Annotated in this window: 16 protein-coding genes and 1 other RNA gene; 12 read left to right on the forward strand and 5 right to left on the reverse strand. The window is 27.8% G+C overall.

Going from position 1 to position 18344, the window contains the following annotated elements; genetic code table 11:
* Positions 1 to 105: 105 nt before the first annotated feature.
* The gene (locus tag C4S76_RS00070; RefSeq protein ID WP_146105646.1) at positions 106 to 594 is read left to right on the forward strand and encodes a hypothetical protein; all 489 of its coding nucleotides are present in this window, start codon (positions 106 to 108) and stop codon (positions 592 to 594) included.
* Positions 595 to 856: 262 nt separating this feature from the next.
* Here the strand turns inward: C4S76_RS00070 and C4S76_RS00075 are convergent, their stop codons facing one another.
* Both C4S76_RS00075 and C4S76_RS00080 read right to left on the reverse strand, forming a co-directional pair.
* Positions 857 to 1276, reverse strand: coding sequence for a hypothetical protein (locus tag C4S76_RS00075; protein WP_146105647.1), 420 nt, complete (start codon positions 1274 to 1276; stop codon positions 857 to 859).
* Positions 1277 to 1320: 44 nt separating this feature from the next.
* On the reverse strand, positions 1321 to 1575 hold the full coding sequence (locus C4S76_RS00080) for a hypothetical protein (protein WP_105191454.1): 255 nt from the start codon (positions 1573 to 1575) through the stop codon (positions 1321 to 1323).
* A 515-nt stretch (positions 1576 to 2090) separates the two neighbouring features.
* Here C4S76_RS00080 and C4S76_RS00085 point away from each other — a divergent pair.
* From C4S76_RS00085 to C4S76_RS00110, 6 genes are all read left to right on the forward strand, one after another.
* Entirely contained in the window at positions 2091 to 3188 is a 1098-nt protein-coding gene (locus C4S76_RS00085; RefSeq protein ID WP_146105648.1) for a hypothetical protein, read from the forward strand.
* A 126-nt stretch (positions 3189 to 3314) separates the two neighbouring features.
* Positions 3315 to 3725, forward strand: coding sequence for a hypothetical protein (locus C4S76_RS00090; RefSeq protein ID WP_146105649.1), 411 nt, complete (start codon positions 3315 to 3317; stop codon positions 3723 to 3725).
* Positions 3726 to 3769: 44 nt separating this feature from the next.
* Positions 3770 to 4231, forward strand: a complete 462-nt coding sequence (locus tag C4S76_RS00095; protein ID WP_105191460.1) for a hypothetical protein — start codon at positions 3770 to 3772, stop codon at positions 4229 to 4231.
* 101 nt (positions 4232 to 4332) lie between these two features.
* On the forward strand, positions 4333 to 5034 hold the full coding sequence (locus C4S76_RS00100; RefSeq protein ID WP_105191462.1) for a hypothetical protein: 702 nt from the start codon (positions 4333 to 4335) through the stop codon (positions 5032 to 5034).
* A gap of 20 nt (positions 5035 to 5054) precedes the next feature.
* The gene (locus C4S76_RS00105) at positions 5055 to 5561 is read left to right on the forward strand and encodes a hypothetical protein (RefSeq protein ID WP_146105650.1); all 507 of its coding nucleotides are present in this window, start codon (positions 5055 to 5057) and stop codon (positions 5559 to 5561) included.
* 418 nt (positions 5562 to 5979) lie between these two features.
* Positions 5980 to 7335: a serine hydrolase domain-containing protein gene (locus C4S76_RS00110; RefSeq protein ID WP_105191466.1), complete on the forward strand. Its 1356-nt coding sequence runs from the start codon at positions 5980 to 5982 to the stop codon at positions 7333 to 7335.
* A 680-nt stretch (positions 7336 to 8015) separates the two neighbouring features.
* Here C4S76_RS00110 and C4S76_RS00115 read toward each other — a convergent pair.
* The 3 genes from C4S76_RS00115 to ssrA form a co-directional block, all read right to left on the reverse strand.
* Positions 8016 to 9773: a DUF262 domain-containing protein gene (locus C4S76_RS00115; RefSeq protein ID WP_105191468.1), complete on the reverse strand. Its 1758-nt coding sequence runs from the start codon at positions 9771 to 9773 to the stop codon at positions 8016 to 8018.
* A gap of 27 nt (positions 9774 to 9800) precedes the next feature.
* Complete coding sequence (locus tag C4S76_RS00120; protein ID WP_105191470.1) at positions 9801 to 10190, reverse strand: hypothetical protein; 390 nt, start codon at positions 10188 to 10190, stop codon at positions 9801 to 9803.
* Between the two features lie 326 nt (positions 10191 to 10516).
* Positions 10517 to 10917: a transfer-messenger RNA gene (ssrA, locus tag C4S76_RS00125) on the reverse strand.
* 339 nt (positions 10918 to 11256) lie between these two features.
* Between ssrA and dnaN the strand changes: the two genes are divergently transcribed.
* The 5 genes from dnaN to cls all read left to right on the forward strand — a co-directional run bounded on the left by dnaN (position 11257) and on the right by cls (position 17981).
* Entirely contained in the window at positions 11257 to 12372 is a 1116-nt protein-coding gene (gene dnaN, locus C4S76_RS00130; RefSeq protein WP_105191473.1) for a DNA polymerase III subunit beta, read from the forward strand.
* Positions 12373 to 12470: 98 nt separating this feature from the next.
* Positions 12471 to 14894: a phenylalanine--tRNA ligase subunit beta gene (gene pheT, locus C4S76_RS00135; protein ID WP_105191475.1), complete on the forward strand. Its 2424-nt coding sequence runs from the start codon at positions 12471 to 12473 to the stop codon at positions 14892 to 14894.
* Positions 14895 to 14901: 7 nt separating this feature from the next.
* Positions 14902 to 15681, forward strand: a complete 780-nt coding sequence (locus C4S76_RS00140; protein WP_105191477.1) for a Rossmann-like and DUF2520 domain-containing protein — start codon at positions 14902 to 14904, stop codon at positions 15679 to 15681.
* Positions 15677 to 16204, forward strand: a complete 528-nt coding sequence (locus C4S76_RS00145; protein ID WP_105191719.1) for a KdsC family phosphatase — start codon at positions 15677 to 15679, stop codon at positions 16202 to 16204. Before C4S76_RS00140 ends, C4S76_RS00145 begins: the two co-directional genes overlap by 5 nt.
* 286 nt (positions 16205 to 16490) lie before the next feature.
* Positions 16491 to 17981, forward strand: a complete 1491-nt coding sequence (gene cls, locus C4S76_RS00150) for a cardiolipin synthase (protein ID WP_221404957.1) — start codon at positions 16491 to 16493, stop codon at positions 17979 to 17981.
* The last annotated feature ends 363 nt before the right edge of the window (positions 17982 to 18344 follow it).

The following is an 18344-nucleotide window of genomic DNA, read 5'->3' on the forward strand; positions in this document are numbered from 1 at the left end:
AATACAATTATTTATATTGGTTTATGTACTCACTTTGTCTTTAGTTTTTTGTCAAGGACAGAAAAAAAAGAAACAATAGAATACCCAAACAATAAATCAAAGGAAATGAATAGTACAATAGACTTGGAAAAAATAAATAAGCATCTTAATTTACAGAAAAATGTAATGCCCTGTGGAGATGTGTATGATGGTTATGACCCGCCTTATGATTTAACTAAAGAAGATTTTGATTTAATGCTTCCTTTATTGGAAAAGTCTTTGTTTAATAGTGGGTATAAAATTCCAGACTATTCCCTATTTAAACAAAAAATTCAGGAAGGATTTGGGGTTGATATAGATATAATAAAAGAAAATGTGATAATCTTATATTATAACGATAAGTATAAATTGTTAAATAATTATGTTTACGGTAATAAATATAATCTTTGCATATCAAATTTATTAATAAACAAAGAAAAAAGAATTATTACTCCCATGATTTTTCTTTCCGATTTAATTAAGATTAAAAATTTTAAAACTCAGGATTATGACATCTTACAAGATTTAAAAGTTTTGTCTTTAAATAAATTAGAGTTTTGTGCTGCAATTCTTTAGATACAAAATACATTCGATGAGCATTAGAACGTGTAACAGGAATAATATCAATAGTTTTCCCTCCTGCTTCTTTTACTTTTTTTAATTCATCAATTAACTTATCGACTTTAATATTATGTTAATCTACTTCAAACAAAATTTTTATTCTTTTTAATGCATTAATTAAATTCTCAACTTCAATATTAAGTAGGTTATTTGTTTCCATAATTTTTATTTGGTATTAATGTTTATAATTATTTTCTTTCTATAACTTTGAAAATATTTACAAGTAAAAAAGTTCTATTGCTGTTTGAGTTAATCTAAAATGTTTTCTATGAAAACATAAAAATTCTACTGTTGTTTTTCTAGGAATCATCAAAGTAAAGCCTTTTTTATATTCAAAAATCCATGATGCTTCTGAATCTCCTATAAATGTAAATCCTTCAAACATTACTCTTTTTAATGCATTATTGTAAATAGTTTGCTGTAATTCCTTTTCTGTTCCTGCATCAATATCTGTCGCTCTAGGATTATTTAAAACATTGCCTTGTTCATCTGCTGGAACAATCATTCCTAACTCTAAAGGGTGTTTGAGAAAATTTGCATAATTACTTATTTTTAAAAGCATTTTAACTTCACTGTAAAGATTATCTTGATTTATTATTTGTAAAACAAAATCAGTCATTGGTATTAATGATTTCATAATTATTTTCTTTCTATAACCTTGAAAATATTTTTTACTATATATCAATTATGTCGATCTATTTCAGACAAAATCTTTATTCTTTTTAATGAATTATTATAACAATCATTAATTAATTGTTCTCTGGTATATGATTGAGCAGAATCATCCTCTCCAGCATAACACAAATTTTCTTTAGCTTTTTTCAAATTTATTACTTTTCCATACATACAATAATTATCAGAATTATATATTAATTCTTGATCTAATTCTTCATTAGACATATTGTCTAAATATTTTTTTAAATCTTTTAGTTTCATATTTTTATTTTAAATGAGTACTATTTTACTCCTTAAACTCTGAAAATATTAAAAAGTAGTGTTATGCTAATCCTTATTTTTAGGTAATTACTTTTATTAACCTTGTATAAAAAAAGGACTAACAAAATTAAAATGTTAGTCCTTTTTGATTGATCTTCAATTTTTTTAGTCTTGCCTACTCCAGAAATTTTTCATGTCTTTATATCGACCAAAATAATAAGAAAATGAAAAAATATGTTCTGTAAATGATTTTATAATTCAGAAATTATTCATATTTTAGTATTCGACTAAAATTACTTATAACCATGAATAACACTATAATAAAACATCTAACTAATCTCTATAATGCTGATATAATAAATTATACAAATTCTAAATTTTTTCTGTATATTTGTTTTGTTTAACTATTGTAATATAAACTAATAAAAACAATGAAGTTTAATATTTTCCTATTACTATTTCTTATTAATATTTCTTTTTTTCTAGGGCAATATAGCAATTTAAATATTATTAATTTGGAAAAAATAGCTCAACATATAGAACTTCAAAAAAGAGCTTTTGTAGAAGATCACACTCCAAATGAGTATATCCTTACAGAAGAAGACTTGCTTTTACAACAACCTCTTATAGTAAGATCATTGGTTAACAGCGGATATAAAATTCCGGAATATTCTGAATTTAAAAAAAGGATTGCAGATTATTTTAAAGTAGATTTAGATAAAAGTAAAGAAAATATAGTTACTTTATATATTGATGAACCTGTATTTAATAAAGGTATTGGATTTACAGATGAAGAAATAAAAAATATTATTTTAAAAACAACAAATTTAACTTTTGATTTGTATAAATATAGGCTGGCTACATTAAAAGGAAATTTATTTATAGATAAAGAAAGAAAAATAGTGACTCCTATGAACTTTTTAGAAACCTTAATTCAAATTGATAATGTAAAAAAGAATAAGTATAAGATTAAGCAAAATCTAAAATTATTATCTCTTAATAAATATCTAATATATAATGATAGTACAAGTCTTACATATTTACTGTCTAGGGAAAAAGAACTTGTACACTCTTTATTATTAGATTTCAATTATGATCAAGATAATAGAATTAATGAAAGTGTTATGGATAGTATTTATAGAGAAGATTTAACATTTGGAAGAAATAATTTTTTAGGTATAGATTTTTTTAATTTAGTTTTTAAAAAAGAGCATAAAAACCACAATTTATATATAAGAAGCGGAATATTATCAACTATAGAAAATGATACTAATAACCAAAATATTAAGTATGCAACAATATTATTAAATTATTCCGATGAAATAATAAATGAACTTTCTAATAAAAATTCTTTTTATACAACAAAAGAATTGTATAAAATATTAGCATACTTAGCAAATACAATAGATTTTTTGTCCATGAAATATAAAAATTTAGGAATGTCATCAAGTAGTCGATGGAATATTTTAGGAAAATATTATTATTCTGCAAAGAAGGAAAATTGGGAAAAGTTAATAAATGAGTTCAAGACAAATAACTATTACAATTTACCTAATTTAAAAAAGGTAGTTAATTATGCTGAACAATTCGATAGTGTGGGAGCGCCAGACTAGTAGAATTTAATACGAATTATTAAAAACCAGCAGGTTATTTCTCTGGTATTGGTGGAACGAGGGGAGAGTAAAAAGAAAAAAGACTGTTATTGTCATAAATCCCTTACAGTAGAGTTTTTTAAAGATATGCTTTTCAAACTCTGGTCTTCGGAAATAAGCGGTTTTTCAAAAGAAAAGATAGACGCTACCTTATGGGACAGACAAAAAAATTTAGATGATAAAAAACTCGAAAGAACGGTTAATGAATTTAACCGCATATTTACCGGCTACAATATTAATACTTGTATGCAAAAAATTGTGTTTATTGCATTAGGATACGCCGAAACAAGATTCAGATTATTAGGAGAAGACCTGAGTGAGTACAGTTCCAGTAAATCTATTTATAAAGGGAGAGGATTCCACCAACTAACCGGGATACAAGACAGTTCAGGCCTTTATAACGAAGCGGGACCTTATGAAAATTATGCAAACTTTGTAGGAAATAAAATATTATTTCTCAACCGGATTTACTCTGCACTCAAATTCATTATGCCATAGACAGTGCCGGTTGGTTTTGGACAGATAAAGATAATGGAAAATCTGTGCCTAACTGGTCTTCGGCTTCAAATACAGAATATATTAAATTTCGGGCAGAGTATTTCTCCAAGGCTTTAGGGAAACAATTAAATGAGGTTTCTCATTTGGTGGAAGAAGATGAAAAATATTTCTGGCTTCAGGCTAAGATGCTCAATGGGTACCCTAAGGGACAAAAATTAGAAACCAATCCTAATGGATGGGCTACCCGAAAAAAAGCTTTTGATATACTAAAAAATGAGGTTTTTGAGTTTGATAAACGTTGTAAAGGAAATGAGGAATTAGAATTTACTGGAGATAGAGCACCGTGGATAGTAGTAGATTGGAAAGAATATGAAAAATATAAAAGCCTTATAGAAAAGCAAAGCCCATTAAAAGAAAAATTTATATTAGTTTATGTACTCACTTTGTCTTTAGTTTTTTGTCAAGGACAGGAAAAAAAAAAAAACAATAGAATACCCAAACAATAAATCAAAGGAAATAGATAGTGCAATAAACTTGGAAAAATAAATAAGTATCTTATTTCACATAATAAAGTAAACACAAAACTTGTTAAAGATAAAAAATAGATATGCTAAACAATAAATTGTATATATGCTTATTTATACTTGTTTTTAATATTATAAATTGTCAAGAAAAACAGAAAAGTAATATAGCATCGAATAAGAAACCTCATGATAAAACAATAAAAATTATATTAGAAAAACAACTAAAGCAAGGAGCTAATCATTATATAGAAGAGCCTGGCGTTGAGATTCCTAAGAAAGCATTTAAATTGGAAGAACTAAATGTTTCTATGTTTTTAGCAGATAGTTTATTAAAATCAAATGGATATAAAACGCCTTTACAATCTGATTTTAATAAAAATATTAAATTAAAATTAAAAAGAATAATTGACAACATTTCAGATAAAAAATATTTATATGTTAATTTTTTTGATAAATGCGACAGAGATTTTAATTATTTCCCTTATAATGGAGTAGAATATAATGGGATTTATATAGATAAAAATAGAAAAATAATCTCTAAATTTTATTATATACCGGAACTCATAGATTATCAAAAGAATTACCCTAAAATTTCTAAAATAGAAAATCAAATTTCTTCACATTATACTATAGATGAAGAAAGTTATACTATTGAATTATGGAAAGATTTAGCTTCAAGAAATGATGATTATAATTTATCAAAACAAAGAAGTTTTAATCAGCAGTTAATACTGTCCTCAATAAATATTTATTTAATGACGATCCAAGTCAGCTTGCCTGGTTGATCAATAATAATGAATACTTTATGGAATCTTTGGTAACCACCTTTGGCTATACGAAAGATAAAAAATTATTAAACTGGGTAATGGAAAAAAATTATAACCAAGCTGAAGATTTTATAAAAAATTATGTGTTTGTAAGAAATTGTCAAAATAAACTAGAAATAAGAGAAGATATTCTAAAATATATTGAAGTAAAGACAAACGATAAAGATTATCAATATGCCAAGCAATTATTAAATTTAAGCAATAGAAATGATTGGAAAAACTTTAGTGATGAAGAATACTATATGATATTAGCTTACATGGCAAATACGTTTGATCCATTATCAGAAAAATATTCAGAAGTAGGAATGGAAACACATGCAAAATGGACTATATTAGGCAAAGAAAATCATGAAAGAAAACCGGAACAATGGAATCAACTTATAAAAGAATTTAGAAAAAATAATTATTATGGTTTACCTAATCTTAAACATGCATTAAAACAAGCGGAATCATATGGAGATATATCTTTAGAAGTTTCTCAATAAAATCAAATTTTTCCATTTTTATAATCCGTTTTATGTTTCCGAAACCAAAACTATTGAAGAACCGAAGGTTACCTCTCCGGTATTGACAGAACGGAGGAATAGTAAAAAGACAAATACCCAAGATGTAAAGCAAATATTACATTCGATATTTTAAAACAAGTTTATTATGGAGTAAAAGATAATAAATTGTTAGAAGAATTGGCAAAGGCTTTAAATAAATACAAAGATGCATTTCAGTTAAATACTTATGCCGGAAAAAGCATATTTCTTTACTCTATCCAAAAATGATGAAACCAATACTAAATAAAACCTTGAACATATTTGAGATTTTACAATATTTCAATTTATAACAAAAAGTACATCTTAATTTTTTTTCAATATCTAAATATTCTAAATTTAAGGTCAGAAATATAGCACAATGAAAAAGTCAATTGCCTATTTACCATCAACCAATCAAAGAGTTTTTTTTAATAGAGAAAGATCATATGTTAAATGGATTTTATTCATTTTTTTATTTCATAGTATGCTCTCTGCTCAAACTATTGATAAACAAAAAATTGACAAATACATACAGTACTTTGAAGAACACAATGGAGGGATGGGTACTCTTTCTTTGTTCAAAGGGGGTGTTGAGGTCTATAACCGAAGTTTTGGACAGCAATTCATGGTAGGAAGTTTTAACCCAACAACCCGATATAACATAGGTTCGGTAACTAAAATGTTTACTGCGACTTTGACGATTAAGTTAATAGATGATAATAAATTTAGACTTGAAGACAAACTCTCCGATTTCTTTCCATCGGTACCAAATGCCAATAAAATTACTATAAAAAATTTGCTTGAACATACAAGTGGTCTAGGAGATTATACCGTTAAGAACAACAAATTATGGCTTAATGATAGTGTAAATGATAGTTTGATATTTGATGAAATCAAAGAACAAGGGGTCCTCTTCCAACCAGGCGAGAGAGTGCATTACTCAAATACGGCATACTATCTTTTAGCTAAAATTATTGAGCAAAAATATGGTGATACGTATTCAAATATTATACAAAGAGAAATCGCTGGTCCTCTCAATCTAAAAACTTTAGAATCGTCGCAAAATGATGTATCAAATGTTTATCCTCCATATGCTTTTGCCAACTGCAAATGGGCAGAAGCAAAAGATCTGTGCTTTGATCGTGTAGTGGGAGCAGGAGATCTTATTTCAACACCTACGGATCTTAATCTTTTTATCATCGGTTTATTCAATAACAAAATACTCAAACATCCATCTATTGAATTAATGAAGCCGCATGATAAAGAAATATTTGGTAGAGGGATGGTAATATGGCCCTATAAAAATTTGATTTTTTTTGGACATGGAGGAGATACATCATGTACACATTCTTTTGTCTTTTATAATGAAGACAGTGATGTTGCAATTGCTTTCAGTCTTATTACAAATCGATACAGACACAAATCTTTTGCAAAAGATATAATGGATATAATATATGGCGAAAATATTGTATTCCCTAAATTTACCTGTGTAGTTCACAGGTCGGAAGCTTTAGATAAATACGAAGGAACTTATGTAAATGAAAATTTTCCTATAAAACTGGTTATTGAAAAAGATCACGATCGGCTTATAATATCAGGGAGTGCTGTTTTGGATAGCTATGAAGAAAACAAGTTTCGTAATGAAGGTATAGGGGTGAATATTGAATTTGATCCAAGTAAAAATATTTTATATCTAATGCAGGGCGACCGTAAATTAGAATTTAGTAAAGAATAGGGAAACTGATATTTTTTATATTCAACTTCTTGCTTTCATTCAGGGCGTCCAGAGCTGCTATGCACAAATGAATAGCAAGGTTTTGTAAGTTGATATTGTATCTTTGAATGGAAAATCAAACCATACGATTCTGTTAGATATTCGATAAAAGCATTCTCTCCACTTTTAGTATCAAAGAATAGAAAAGCTGTATCATATATATTTGTTTGGTTAAAAAAGAGAGGAACATAAGGTTTTTTGAAATAAATAACGAGTATGATGTTCAAGACATGTTATATGTTATCTGTTTTTCTAAATTTAAGAGATGAAGTTCCAATTGCTAAACAAGGAGCTAAAGGAACTAGAATTGACTTGATATAGAATCATATCATCAATGTATATGATAAAAAAAACTATTCTGTTTTGTTTACGATCCACTTAGAAAAACAAAAGATATATCTAATTTCAATGACTTAAACTGTACACGAGATAAAAATAGACATAAATTTGATGTAGAAATTATTGTTGTAAATTAATTTTTATAATAGAAAACACCCAACTTTACATTTTAGGGTGTAAAATCGGGTGTTATTTTCATAAACCACTGATAACTAGCGATTTTTATGGAACTGGAGGAACTAAAAATACATCTATTTATCAATTAGTTATATGTGAGTGTAGCGTAAGGTGTAGTGCATTTATTACATATTCCAAATTGTTTTAGCATATTCAAATAAACTTTGAACTCGATTCAAGATTTCATTCTCATTCCAGATATCGGTATGAATATAATCTGTTGTAATCCTCAATGATGAATTTTTCCTCAATGCCTCTTTTTTATTTTTCCAAGGTGAATCTCTCATAGAACTATTTAATTTGCCCGTTACCAAAGTGAGATTACCTAAAGTTAATAAAATAGAATCTCTTTGAAATTCATCTTCGCCTTCTTCTAGTGGCCAATTATTCCTCCATTTTTTAGGCATCATATGTTCCAAACTTAAATTGCTAAGACTCAATTTTTTTGAATCTTGAAACTCATTACATATTTGATAAAGAGCTATACAATACAATATTTCACTTGTGTATTTATTCACTAAATGAGAAGAATAAAAACCCGTTTTAAAATCTTCGTCATTAGGGACTCTGTTACTATCATCTTCATAAGACATTAATTTTTGTTTGACAATGTCTGCTGTAATAACAGGTTCTTTTTTCATGTCTTTTAATATAGATATAAACAAATTATTGTAATTTTTAGTAGTTAATTTACAGATAGCTCTTCTAATCAAATAAGATTCAAATATTCTTAGGATTTTATTTCTTTCTAACTCATTATCAACTCTTTTATAAATATATAATACTAAAGGCAAAATAGTTGTATTTTCCAAACCTTGAATAACATGAAAAAAACGTTTATCATGTTCATTAAACATTATTTCTCCAAGATTTTTTCCATCTGGTATCTTGGAATATAGTTGTCCATATTCACTCAAATCTTTAGCAAATTCCAGCCTCTCTTCTGCTGTTTTATCTTTGAGAAAATCTTTAAATTCCTTAAACAAGGATTCCATCTTAACAGTACCTTCCTTTATTATGACTAGATAACTATAAAGAAATAGCTCTATTGTCGTCCGCATTATACGTCCAGAAGTTTTATTTTCATTCCAAAAATTTATAGCATCTTCATCAGCTTCAAAAACGTCCTCCCAATATTCTTTATATTTTGAAGCAACATTTTTATATGCATATAAATGATTTTTCAATAGTTCAGCAGTAGTAAGCCTTACACCTAAAGAATTTATTGTGTCAAAAATTTGTTGGACATCATCATCCTTAGATAGAGCCATATGTATAACAGGTAATCTCTCTAAAAGAATTCCTGCAAAAGATCTAATATCTTCTTGAACTAATTCTTTTATTATTTGTTTCCGAAAAAAACAATATGCTTGTTTTATACCATTTTCTTTACTTTGTTTAATTTCTTCTATTTCATTAAATTTATTATATAATAAATTATTACACTCTTTATCAAGAATCACTTGTTCAAAATATTTTTTATCAACCTTACTATGCAATATTCTAATATTTTCATTGCCATATGAATCTCTTGAAATTAGCAAATCAAAAATCCATTTCTTTAAAGAATCTTCATTTGACACATCATGTAAAGCCCTAAGTAAAATACAAATAGTTGTTAATCTTTGTTGTCCATCAATCAAATCATATTCTAATGCACCTAACCTCTCTGTTTTCGTAGACTGTTTTATTATTATTGTTCCAATGAAATGCTCACTTTCTGTTTTCCCTTCACTAATTTTATTTTTTACATTTATTATATTTTCCCATAGTTCTAACCAATTTTTAGAATCCCAAACATAGGAACGTTGAAAGAAAGGTATTATAAACTGGTTCGCTCCCATAAAATAGGATTGTAGTTTTTCTTTATTAGCACTTAACATATTATTTTATTTTTAATTTGGTTATTATCAAAACGAGGTTATTATTTTTTTGTTCTGCACTTTACCTATTTGTACAGAGGTAACAAACTCTCCTTCTTTATACAGGACAAAAGTCAGATAGTCGGTGATAATAAGATTATCTAGAGCATTTCTGTATCGGTCGAACTGTTCTCTGTATTGTTTAGCTTTCAGGTCGGTATCTATATCCTTAGCTTCAATATAACCCACGGGAATATCTCTATGGGTTATAACATAGTCGGGAGCTCCACAACCAATACGGCGGGGTTCATTTGTCACTTTCACTTGTGGAACTAATGACTCTAAGAGTCGTTGCAGGTCACCTCTAAATGTGAGCTCTGTTGATATATCCCTTTTAAAATGACTATTTAGGCTTTTTAGATAATCTTGGATATTCATAGTAGTATTTTATGAACATAATAATATAAATCAAATATAATAATTATTATTTTTACATACCATAAAATATTTTCTTAATTTTACTCATACCCTATCATAGCGAAGCGTCGTATATGGTAAATATAACTACTCTTTCCTGAAAATCAAATGTAACATTCTCTTATTTCGATCCACAATTACAAGCTCACAAGAAATGTCCGGTTGGGTTTATTCTGTTTTTTAACAATATCACACAATATAAAGCAAACTAAAAAAAGACCTACAAATCAAATATATTATTGATTTATAGGTCTTTTAAATTTTAAATGGATTCTCTAAAATCCATTTTGTGGAGCTGGAGGGATTCGAACCCTCGTCCAAACAAGCAATACATAAGCTTTCTACATGCTTATCAGATCCTTAATTTTCGACTGTAAACTGAAGACCTGCATCCTATTTACAGCTTATCATCTTAAATTTTGAATAAAGTCCGATGCTTACTTTATTCTATCTCTACATTCCTGTACCTCTATACCAAACGCCGCAGAGAAAGGCTTTTGAGAGACATTTAGCTTTTCTACCTTGTAGAAAAAATGCTTCAACCTACTATGATTCAGTTATATTAAGCAGCTAAAGCGTATTCTTCGTTGCCAGTTATAATTTTGTAATACAAGTTTTACGAGATTGTATTACATGGCTCGACATGCTTACTTATCCATTGATCTTGCTGTCAAAACCAGTCAGCCCCATAGATAAAATGTTTACAAATATACTCTTTTTATAATATTTATTAAAATTTCGAATTCTAAAACCTAAAATACTAAAAGAAAATAAGGATTAAAAAAAATCCTTAGCCTTTTTTTTATCAAAAATTCCATTTAGCTTTCAATTCTCACATAATTTATTCTTATAAAATTAAATATATATCTAATAAAAAGTAAAATTATTCACTCGTAAAAAAATAAGTTCGTAAACAAACTAAATAAAAACTAGCGAATGGTAAATAAAATTAAAAATAAAGTATAAAAAAACTTTGAGTTAGAACGAAAAAAACTAATTTTGTAAATATTAAGAAAAAACTCATTATATGAAATTTATAGTTTCTAGCGGAGAATTATTAAAGGCTTTACAATTAATTAGTGGAGTTACAGGAGGTAATTCATCCTTGCCAGTTTTAGAAAACTTTTTATTTGACCTAAATTCAGAAAAATTGGTCATATATGGCTCTGATGGAGAAACAACTATGAAAACAAGTATTGAAGTACAAAGTAGCGATTCCGGGAAAATAGCTGTACCTTCAAAATTATTAACCGATATAATTAAAACTTTTTCCGAACAACCTTTATCCTTTTCACAAGAAGGAAATCAGCTGGAAATAGTAGACGAAAAAGACAACTATTTTATAGCCCTGGATGAAGTGGACCAATACCCTACTCTACCGGAATTAGATACAAATAAATCAATTACTATAAAAGCCTCTGTCTTAGCAGAAGCTATAGCCAATACTATTTTCTCTACTGGAAATGATGCTATGCGCCCGGTAATGACCGGAGTATTATTTCAATTTACAGAAAATGAATGTCGTTTTGTAGCCACAGACGCTCACAGGCTTGTTAAATATACAAGGAATGATATTTCTTCGCCTGAAGAAATAGAATTTATTATGCCTAAAAAACCGTTAACTTTATTGAAAAATGCTCTTATGGCATATGATGACGAAGTTACTGTAGACTTCAATGAAACCAATGCGCGGTTTACCCATAATGAAACCCAATGGGTATGTCGTTTGATAGACGGAAAATATCCAAATTATGATGCTGTAATTCCTAAAGAAAATCCAAATATCCTTACCATAAATCGTCAACTATTTTTAAGTTCTCTCAAAAGAGCTGCTTTATTCTCTAACAAATCTACATCGCAAGTGCGTCTTTCGCTAAATGGAAACTCTTTAAAACTAAGTGCAGAAGATGTAGATTTTGCAAACAAGGCTGAAATGAGTTTACCTTGTGACTATAATGGGGAAGAATTAAAAATTGGCTTTAACTCCAAATTTCTTAATGAAATGCTTACAAATCTTTCTTCAGAAGATATTTCATTGGAAATGTCTACTCCAAACCGAGCAGGAATAATAAAGCCTGTAGATGGGGTTGATGAAAATGAAGACGTTTTAATGCTTGTAATGCCCGTAATGTTAAATGCTTAGCAACAAAAACTTTAAAATATTAAATTCATATAATCATATAAAATTTATTTTATAAATATATAAGCGCAAGTTTACATATATCATAGTTTTTATAAAAAATGAAAATATCATATAACTGGTTAAAAAAATATATTAATACAGACATTTCTATAGAAAGAATAGCCTCAACACTTACGGACACAGGATTAGAAGTAGAAGGAATAGAAGAAATAGAATCTATTAAAGGAAGCTTGGAAGGAGTTATTGTTGGAGAAGTCATACAATGTGAAAAACATTCTAATGCCGATAAATTAAAAGTAACACAGGTCAATTTAGGAGATAATAAAATTGTACAAATTGTATGTGGTGCACCGAATGTAGCTCTTGGGCAAAAAGTACCAGTAGCTACCGTCGGTACAATTTTATATCCAAAAAATGGAGAAAAATTTGAAATAAAAAAAAGTAAAATACGAGGGGAAGAATCTCTGGGTATGATTTGTGCTGAAGATGAACTGGGAATAGGGGAAAACCATGACGGTATAATTATTCTCGATTCAGAACTAAAAGCAGGGACACCTTTAAGTGAAGTATATCAGGTAACAAAAGACTATTGTATAGAAATTGGCCTTACCCCTAACCGAACAGATGCAATGAGTCATTACGGAGTAGCCAGAGACTTATATGCCTCTTTAAAAAATAAAAAAATAAAATCTACTTTAGCTCCGCTTACAATTGAAAATTTTAAACTGGATGAGGAAAAAGGAAACCCTATAGAGATAGAAATTGAAAATACTGAATTATGCCCCAGATATTCAGGCATATACATTAAAGATATTCAATTAGGATCTTCTCCCCAATGGCTACAAGATCAGCTTAAAACCATAGGGTTATCTCCTATTAATAATGCAGTAGATATTACAAATTACATTTTACATTCTTACGGGCAACCTCTCCATGCTTTTGATGCTGACAAAATTGGAAAACAAAAAATAATTGTAGGTACTGTTGAGGAGGGAACAACAATTACCACTTTAGATGGTGTGAAAAGGGTTTTGAATTCTGATGAATTAATAATTAAAGACGGAAATAATATTCCAATGTGCATTGCTGGAGTTTATGGAGGAAAAGATTCCGGTGTAACAGAAACCACTAAAAACATATTTTTAGAAGCTGCCTATTTTCAACCCGTATCCATTAGAAAAACCTCTAAAAAAGAAGGTCTCAATACAGATTCTTCTTTCCGTTTTGAAAGAGGGATAGATCCTAATATTACTATTTTAGCATTAAAAAAAGCAGGTCAGTTATTTCAAGAATTAACACAAGGAAAAATTATAGGTGAAATCATTGATCATTATCCATCACCGATCAATAATTCAAACACTATATTAAGATATTATAAAATTGATCAGATTTTAGGAAAAAGAATCCACAGAGATCAAATAAAAGAAATACTAAAATCTTTAGATATAACAATTATAAGTGAAACTAATGAAGTTTTGGACCTCATTATTCCTGCATATAGAGTGGATGTAACACGCGAAATTGATGTTATTGAAGAAGTAGCTCGTATTTATGGTTATAATCAAATAGAATTCCCTGAAAAATTCTCTTTTGCCTATACAAAATCTGAACAAAAAAATGATGAACATATAGAAAATGTAATAGCAAATCAGCTAACATCTAATGGTTTTAATGAAGTAATAAATAATTCTTTAACAGAAAAAAGAGAAGAAAATAATAATACCTATGTAGAAATAATAAATCCGTTAAGCAATGAATTAGCTGTTATGCGTCAATCTTTGGTTTATGGACTATTAGGGAATATAGCTTTTAACATAAACCGAAACCAAAAAGAAATCAAACTATTTGAATTTGGAAAAGTATATTTTAAATCTCAGGAAAAATATTTAGAACACAAAAAATTAGCTATAGCCATATCTGGAAATATTCAAGAAAATAATTGGATCTATCCAAATAATAATAGTACCTTTTATCATTTAAAAGGGATTATTCAACAATTATTTAAAACACTTTCTGTTTACAATATTCAGGAAAAACCTATAGAAACCTCTCTCTTTAAAGAAGGCATAGAATTAAAAAATAATAAAGGCTCATTAGTCAAAATGGGTAGCATTAATTCTAAAATATTAAAAGAATATAACATCAAAGAAGAAGTTTTTTATGCCGAATTAGAATGGGAAAAACTTTTCCTAATTTCAGCTAATAAACCTGCTAAAAAATTAATTGAAATCCCAAAATTCCCCGGATCCAGTAGAGATTTAGCCTTACTTTTAGATAAAAATATAAAATATATTGATCTATACAACGCTGCTTTTGAAACAGAACGAAAATTACTAAAATCTGTAAACTTATTTGATGTATATGAAGGGAAAAACCTTCCCGATAATAAAAAATCATATGCATTAAACTTTTATTTACAAAACGAAAATAAAACTATTACTGAAAAGGATATTGACAAAGTCATGAATAAACTTATAGAGAAATTCTCCTCACAGTTTCATGCAGAATTAAGAAATAATTAATCCAAAAATGAGTAGTAGAAAAATTGTAATAGTAGGAGCTGGTAATGTAGCTTTCCATTTAACAAGAGCTCTATTAGAAAATACGCTAAATGTAGTTCAAATTTTTAATCGCACCTTAGAAAAAGCTCAAGATCTGGCAAATAATTATAATATTAAATATACCGATAAAATTTCAGAAATTGAAAAAGCCGATATTTACATTATATGTACCAGTGACAAAGCAATACCGGAAATTTCTTATTACATTCCATTTGAAGACTGTTTAGTTGTACACACTTCTGGTGCAACACCCATTACTGCACTTAAAGGTAAATACAGAAAAGGGGTATTTTACCCGTTACAAACATTTTCAAAAAACAAAAACATAAAATATGACGAAATTCCTTTTTTAGTGGAAGCTGAAAATATAAATGATCAAAATGAATTGATTTCCCTAGGTAAAAGGATATCCGAAGAAGTTTATGTAATGCCGTACGAAAAAAGATTACCCGTACACATGTCTGCCGTATGGGCCAGTAATTTCACAAATCACTTATATTACATTGCCGGAGAAATATGCAAAAAACAAGGAATTCCTTTTAACATATTAGTACCTTTAATAAAAGAAACTGTAGATAAGATTCAAAATAACATGTCTCCTTTTGAAGCTCAAACGGGACCTGCTAAAAGACAAGATGAAGAAATTATTAATAAACATTTACAAATTTTAGAGTCAGATCCTAATTCTACAAGATACCAAATATATAAGCTAATCACAGAATCTATAATTAAAACTTATCATGATTAATTATAAAGAAAAACTAAATCATATTAATGCTTTCGTATTTGATGTAGATGGAGTGATGACAGACGGTAGTATTATATTAATAAATAATGAAATGATCCGTAGTATGAATACTAAAGACGGATTTGTATTACAGTTTGCTATAAAAAAAGGATATAAAATTGCTGTTATTACAGGAGGTAGAGATCAATCTGTAGTAAGCAGACTTAACTATCTAGGTATCACAGATATATATCTGGACTCCAAACACAAATGGGACGATTTAGAAGATTTTTTATATAAATATAATCTAAAACCACAGGAAATTCTTTATATGGGGGATGATCTACCCGACTACGATGTCATGACCCGGGTAGGAGTTGGAGCGGCGCCTAAAGATGCATGTTCTGAAATTTTATCTATTGCTGACTATATTTCTCCCTTAAAAGGAGGTAAGGGTTGTGTAAGAGATGTAATAGAACAAGTAATGAGAACTAAAGGTGACTGGGATTATCTAAATACCGGAGATACAACCACTTCAACTTAAAAATTATTTTTATCCTTTTAAATTAATATTTTTACAATTTATAATAACATAAGTTGTAAATATTTAACTTATAAAAAGACTTTTAACACTACGTATAAATAAAGTCCCAAATATAATTTTTTTTAGGTATTTCCTTAAAATAAAATTGAAAACTTTGACAATTCAAATATTATAAAAATTAATAATAATAGTTTTATGTTATTTTTCTTATTAGATTAAAAAAATTCTATTTATTATTTTATTAACTTTACCATTAATAGTTACATATTTAATAGAAAAAATATTAATGGTTAATTGGATTAAATCTTTAGATTTCTCACAACTTGCGTTTATTGTAGGAATTATACTTTACATTTTAATAATTCTATATACAATTGTAAAAATAATAAAAGACACGGAAAGTCCTTCCAAAGCCTTAGGATATCTACTATTAGTTCTAGCTTTGCCTATTGTAGGATGTATTTTATATTTTTCTATTGGAGTAAATTATAGATTAGAAAAATTATATAAAAGAAAATATACAAAAAATAAAACTTATTACAATAACACAAAAAAAATTATACTTAAAAATACAGAACAAAGAATAAAAGATCATGCAAAGCTCTTAGAAGGAAAGACACTACCTATCCGTATGCTATTGAAAGACTCATTATCTGCATTATACACTGCAGAAAAAACAGAATTATTAATAAACGGGGAAAACAAATTTGAAGTCGTATTATCAGAATTAAAAAAAGCTAAACATCACATACATATACAATATTATATTTTTTCTGATGACAAAATAGGAAATAAAATTAAAGATATTCTCATTAAAAAAGCACAAGAAGGAGTTGTTGTTCGTTTTATATTTGATGATTTTGGTAGCCATGAACTAAGAAAAAGAATGTATAAAGAATTAATTAATGGTGGAGTTCAAGTCGCTGCTTTTTACCAAATTAAACTATATGCTTTAGCAAACAGAATGAACTATAGAAATCACCGAAAAATAATTATTATAGATTCTGAAACAGGATTTTTAGGAGGAATAAATGTTAATGATAAATATATAAATACTCCAGACAATACCCTTTATTGGCGTGACACGCATCTTATGATAAAAGGAGAGGCTGTAAATGGTTTACAATTTACTTTTTTAAACGATTGGAATTTTTGTTCCAAAAACAAAGTTGATATTTACGATACACAATATTTTCATCCTGTCAGCTCAGAAAAAGAATCTCATAATTATGAACTTTTACAAATTGCTTCCAGTGGTCCTGATAGTGATAGAGCTACCATAATGCTTGCCTACAATGGAGTCATCATGTCTAGTAAAGAAAGATTATATCTTACCACACCCTACCTAATTCCTAGTGAAACCATTGTAAATGCTTTAAAATATTCTGCACTTAGCGGAGTAGATGTACGTCTACTCGTACCTTATAAATCCGATAGCATAATCGTAAATGCAGCATCTTGTGCCTACTATGAAGAATTATTAGCTGCCGGAGTAAGAATATACAGATACACCAAAGGTTTTGTACATGCTAAAACTATCGTATCAGATAATAACTTATCTGTAGTAGGATCTGCTAATATAGACATGAGAAGCTTTGATCTGAATTTCGAAATTAGTGCTTTATTATATAGCAAAACAACCAATCAACAACTCTCTGAAGCATTTATGGAAGATATAAAAAATAGTATTGAACTTGATTATAAAGAATGGAAAAACAGAAATAAATTTATAAAATTCGGAAATTCTATAGCTAAATTAGTTTCCCCTTTATTATAGTTGGCCAGTAAAACATCCTTTATAGATTATTATATAGAGCTTTCCATATTTTAAAAACTTATGATTAACATTTAACTTATTTCGGAAAGTAATTTCTAATATTTAAAAACTGTTTTATTTTATGATTTTTTAATTAAAAAAAAATTTAACATTCAATTATTTAACAAAAAATCTTTATTACTTTTCTTATAATTTAATTTACAAATAACTTTAAATTAAAGATTATATTATTTTGGGAAAAAATAGTGAAAAATCAATCTATAATTTAAGACTCAAATCCACTAAAATAATTCACATTCAACATAAAAAAACAGCAGAAAACTTATATTTTTTTTTTATATTCGCAAATTAATTTTTACCCTA

This window comes from Apibacter adventoris (assembly GCF_002964965.1).
GTDB lineage: Bacteria > Bacteroidota > Bacteroidia > Flavobacteriales > Weeksellaceae > Apibacter > Apibacter adventoris.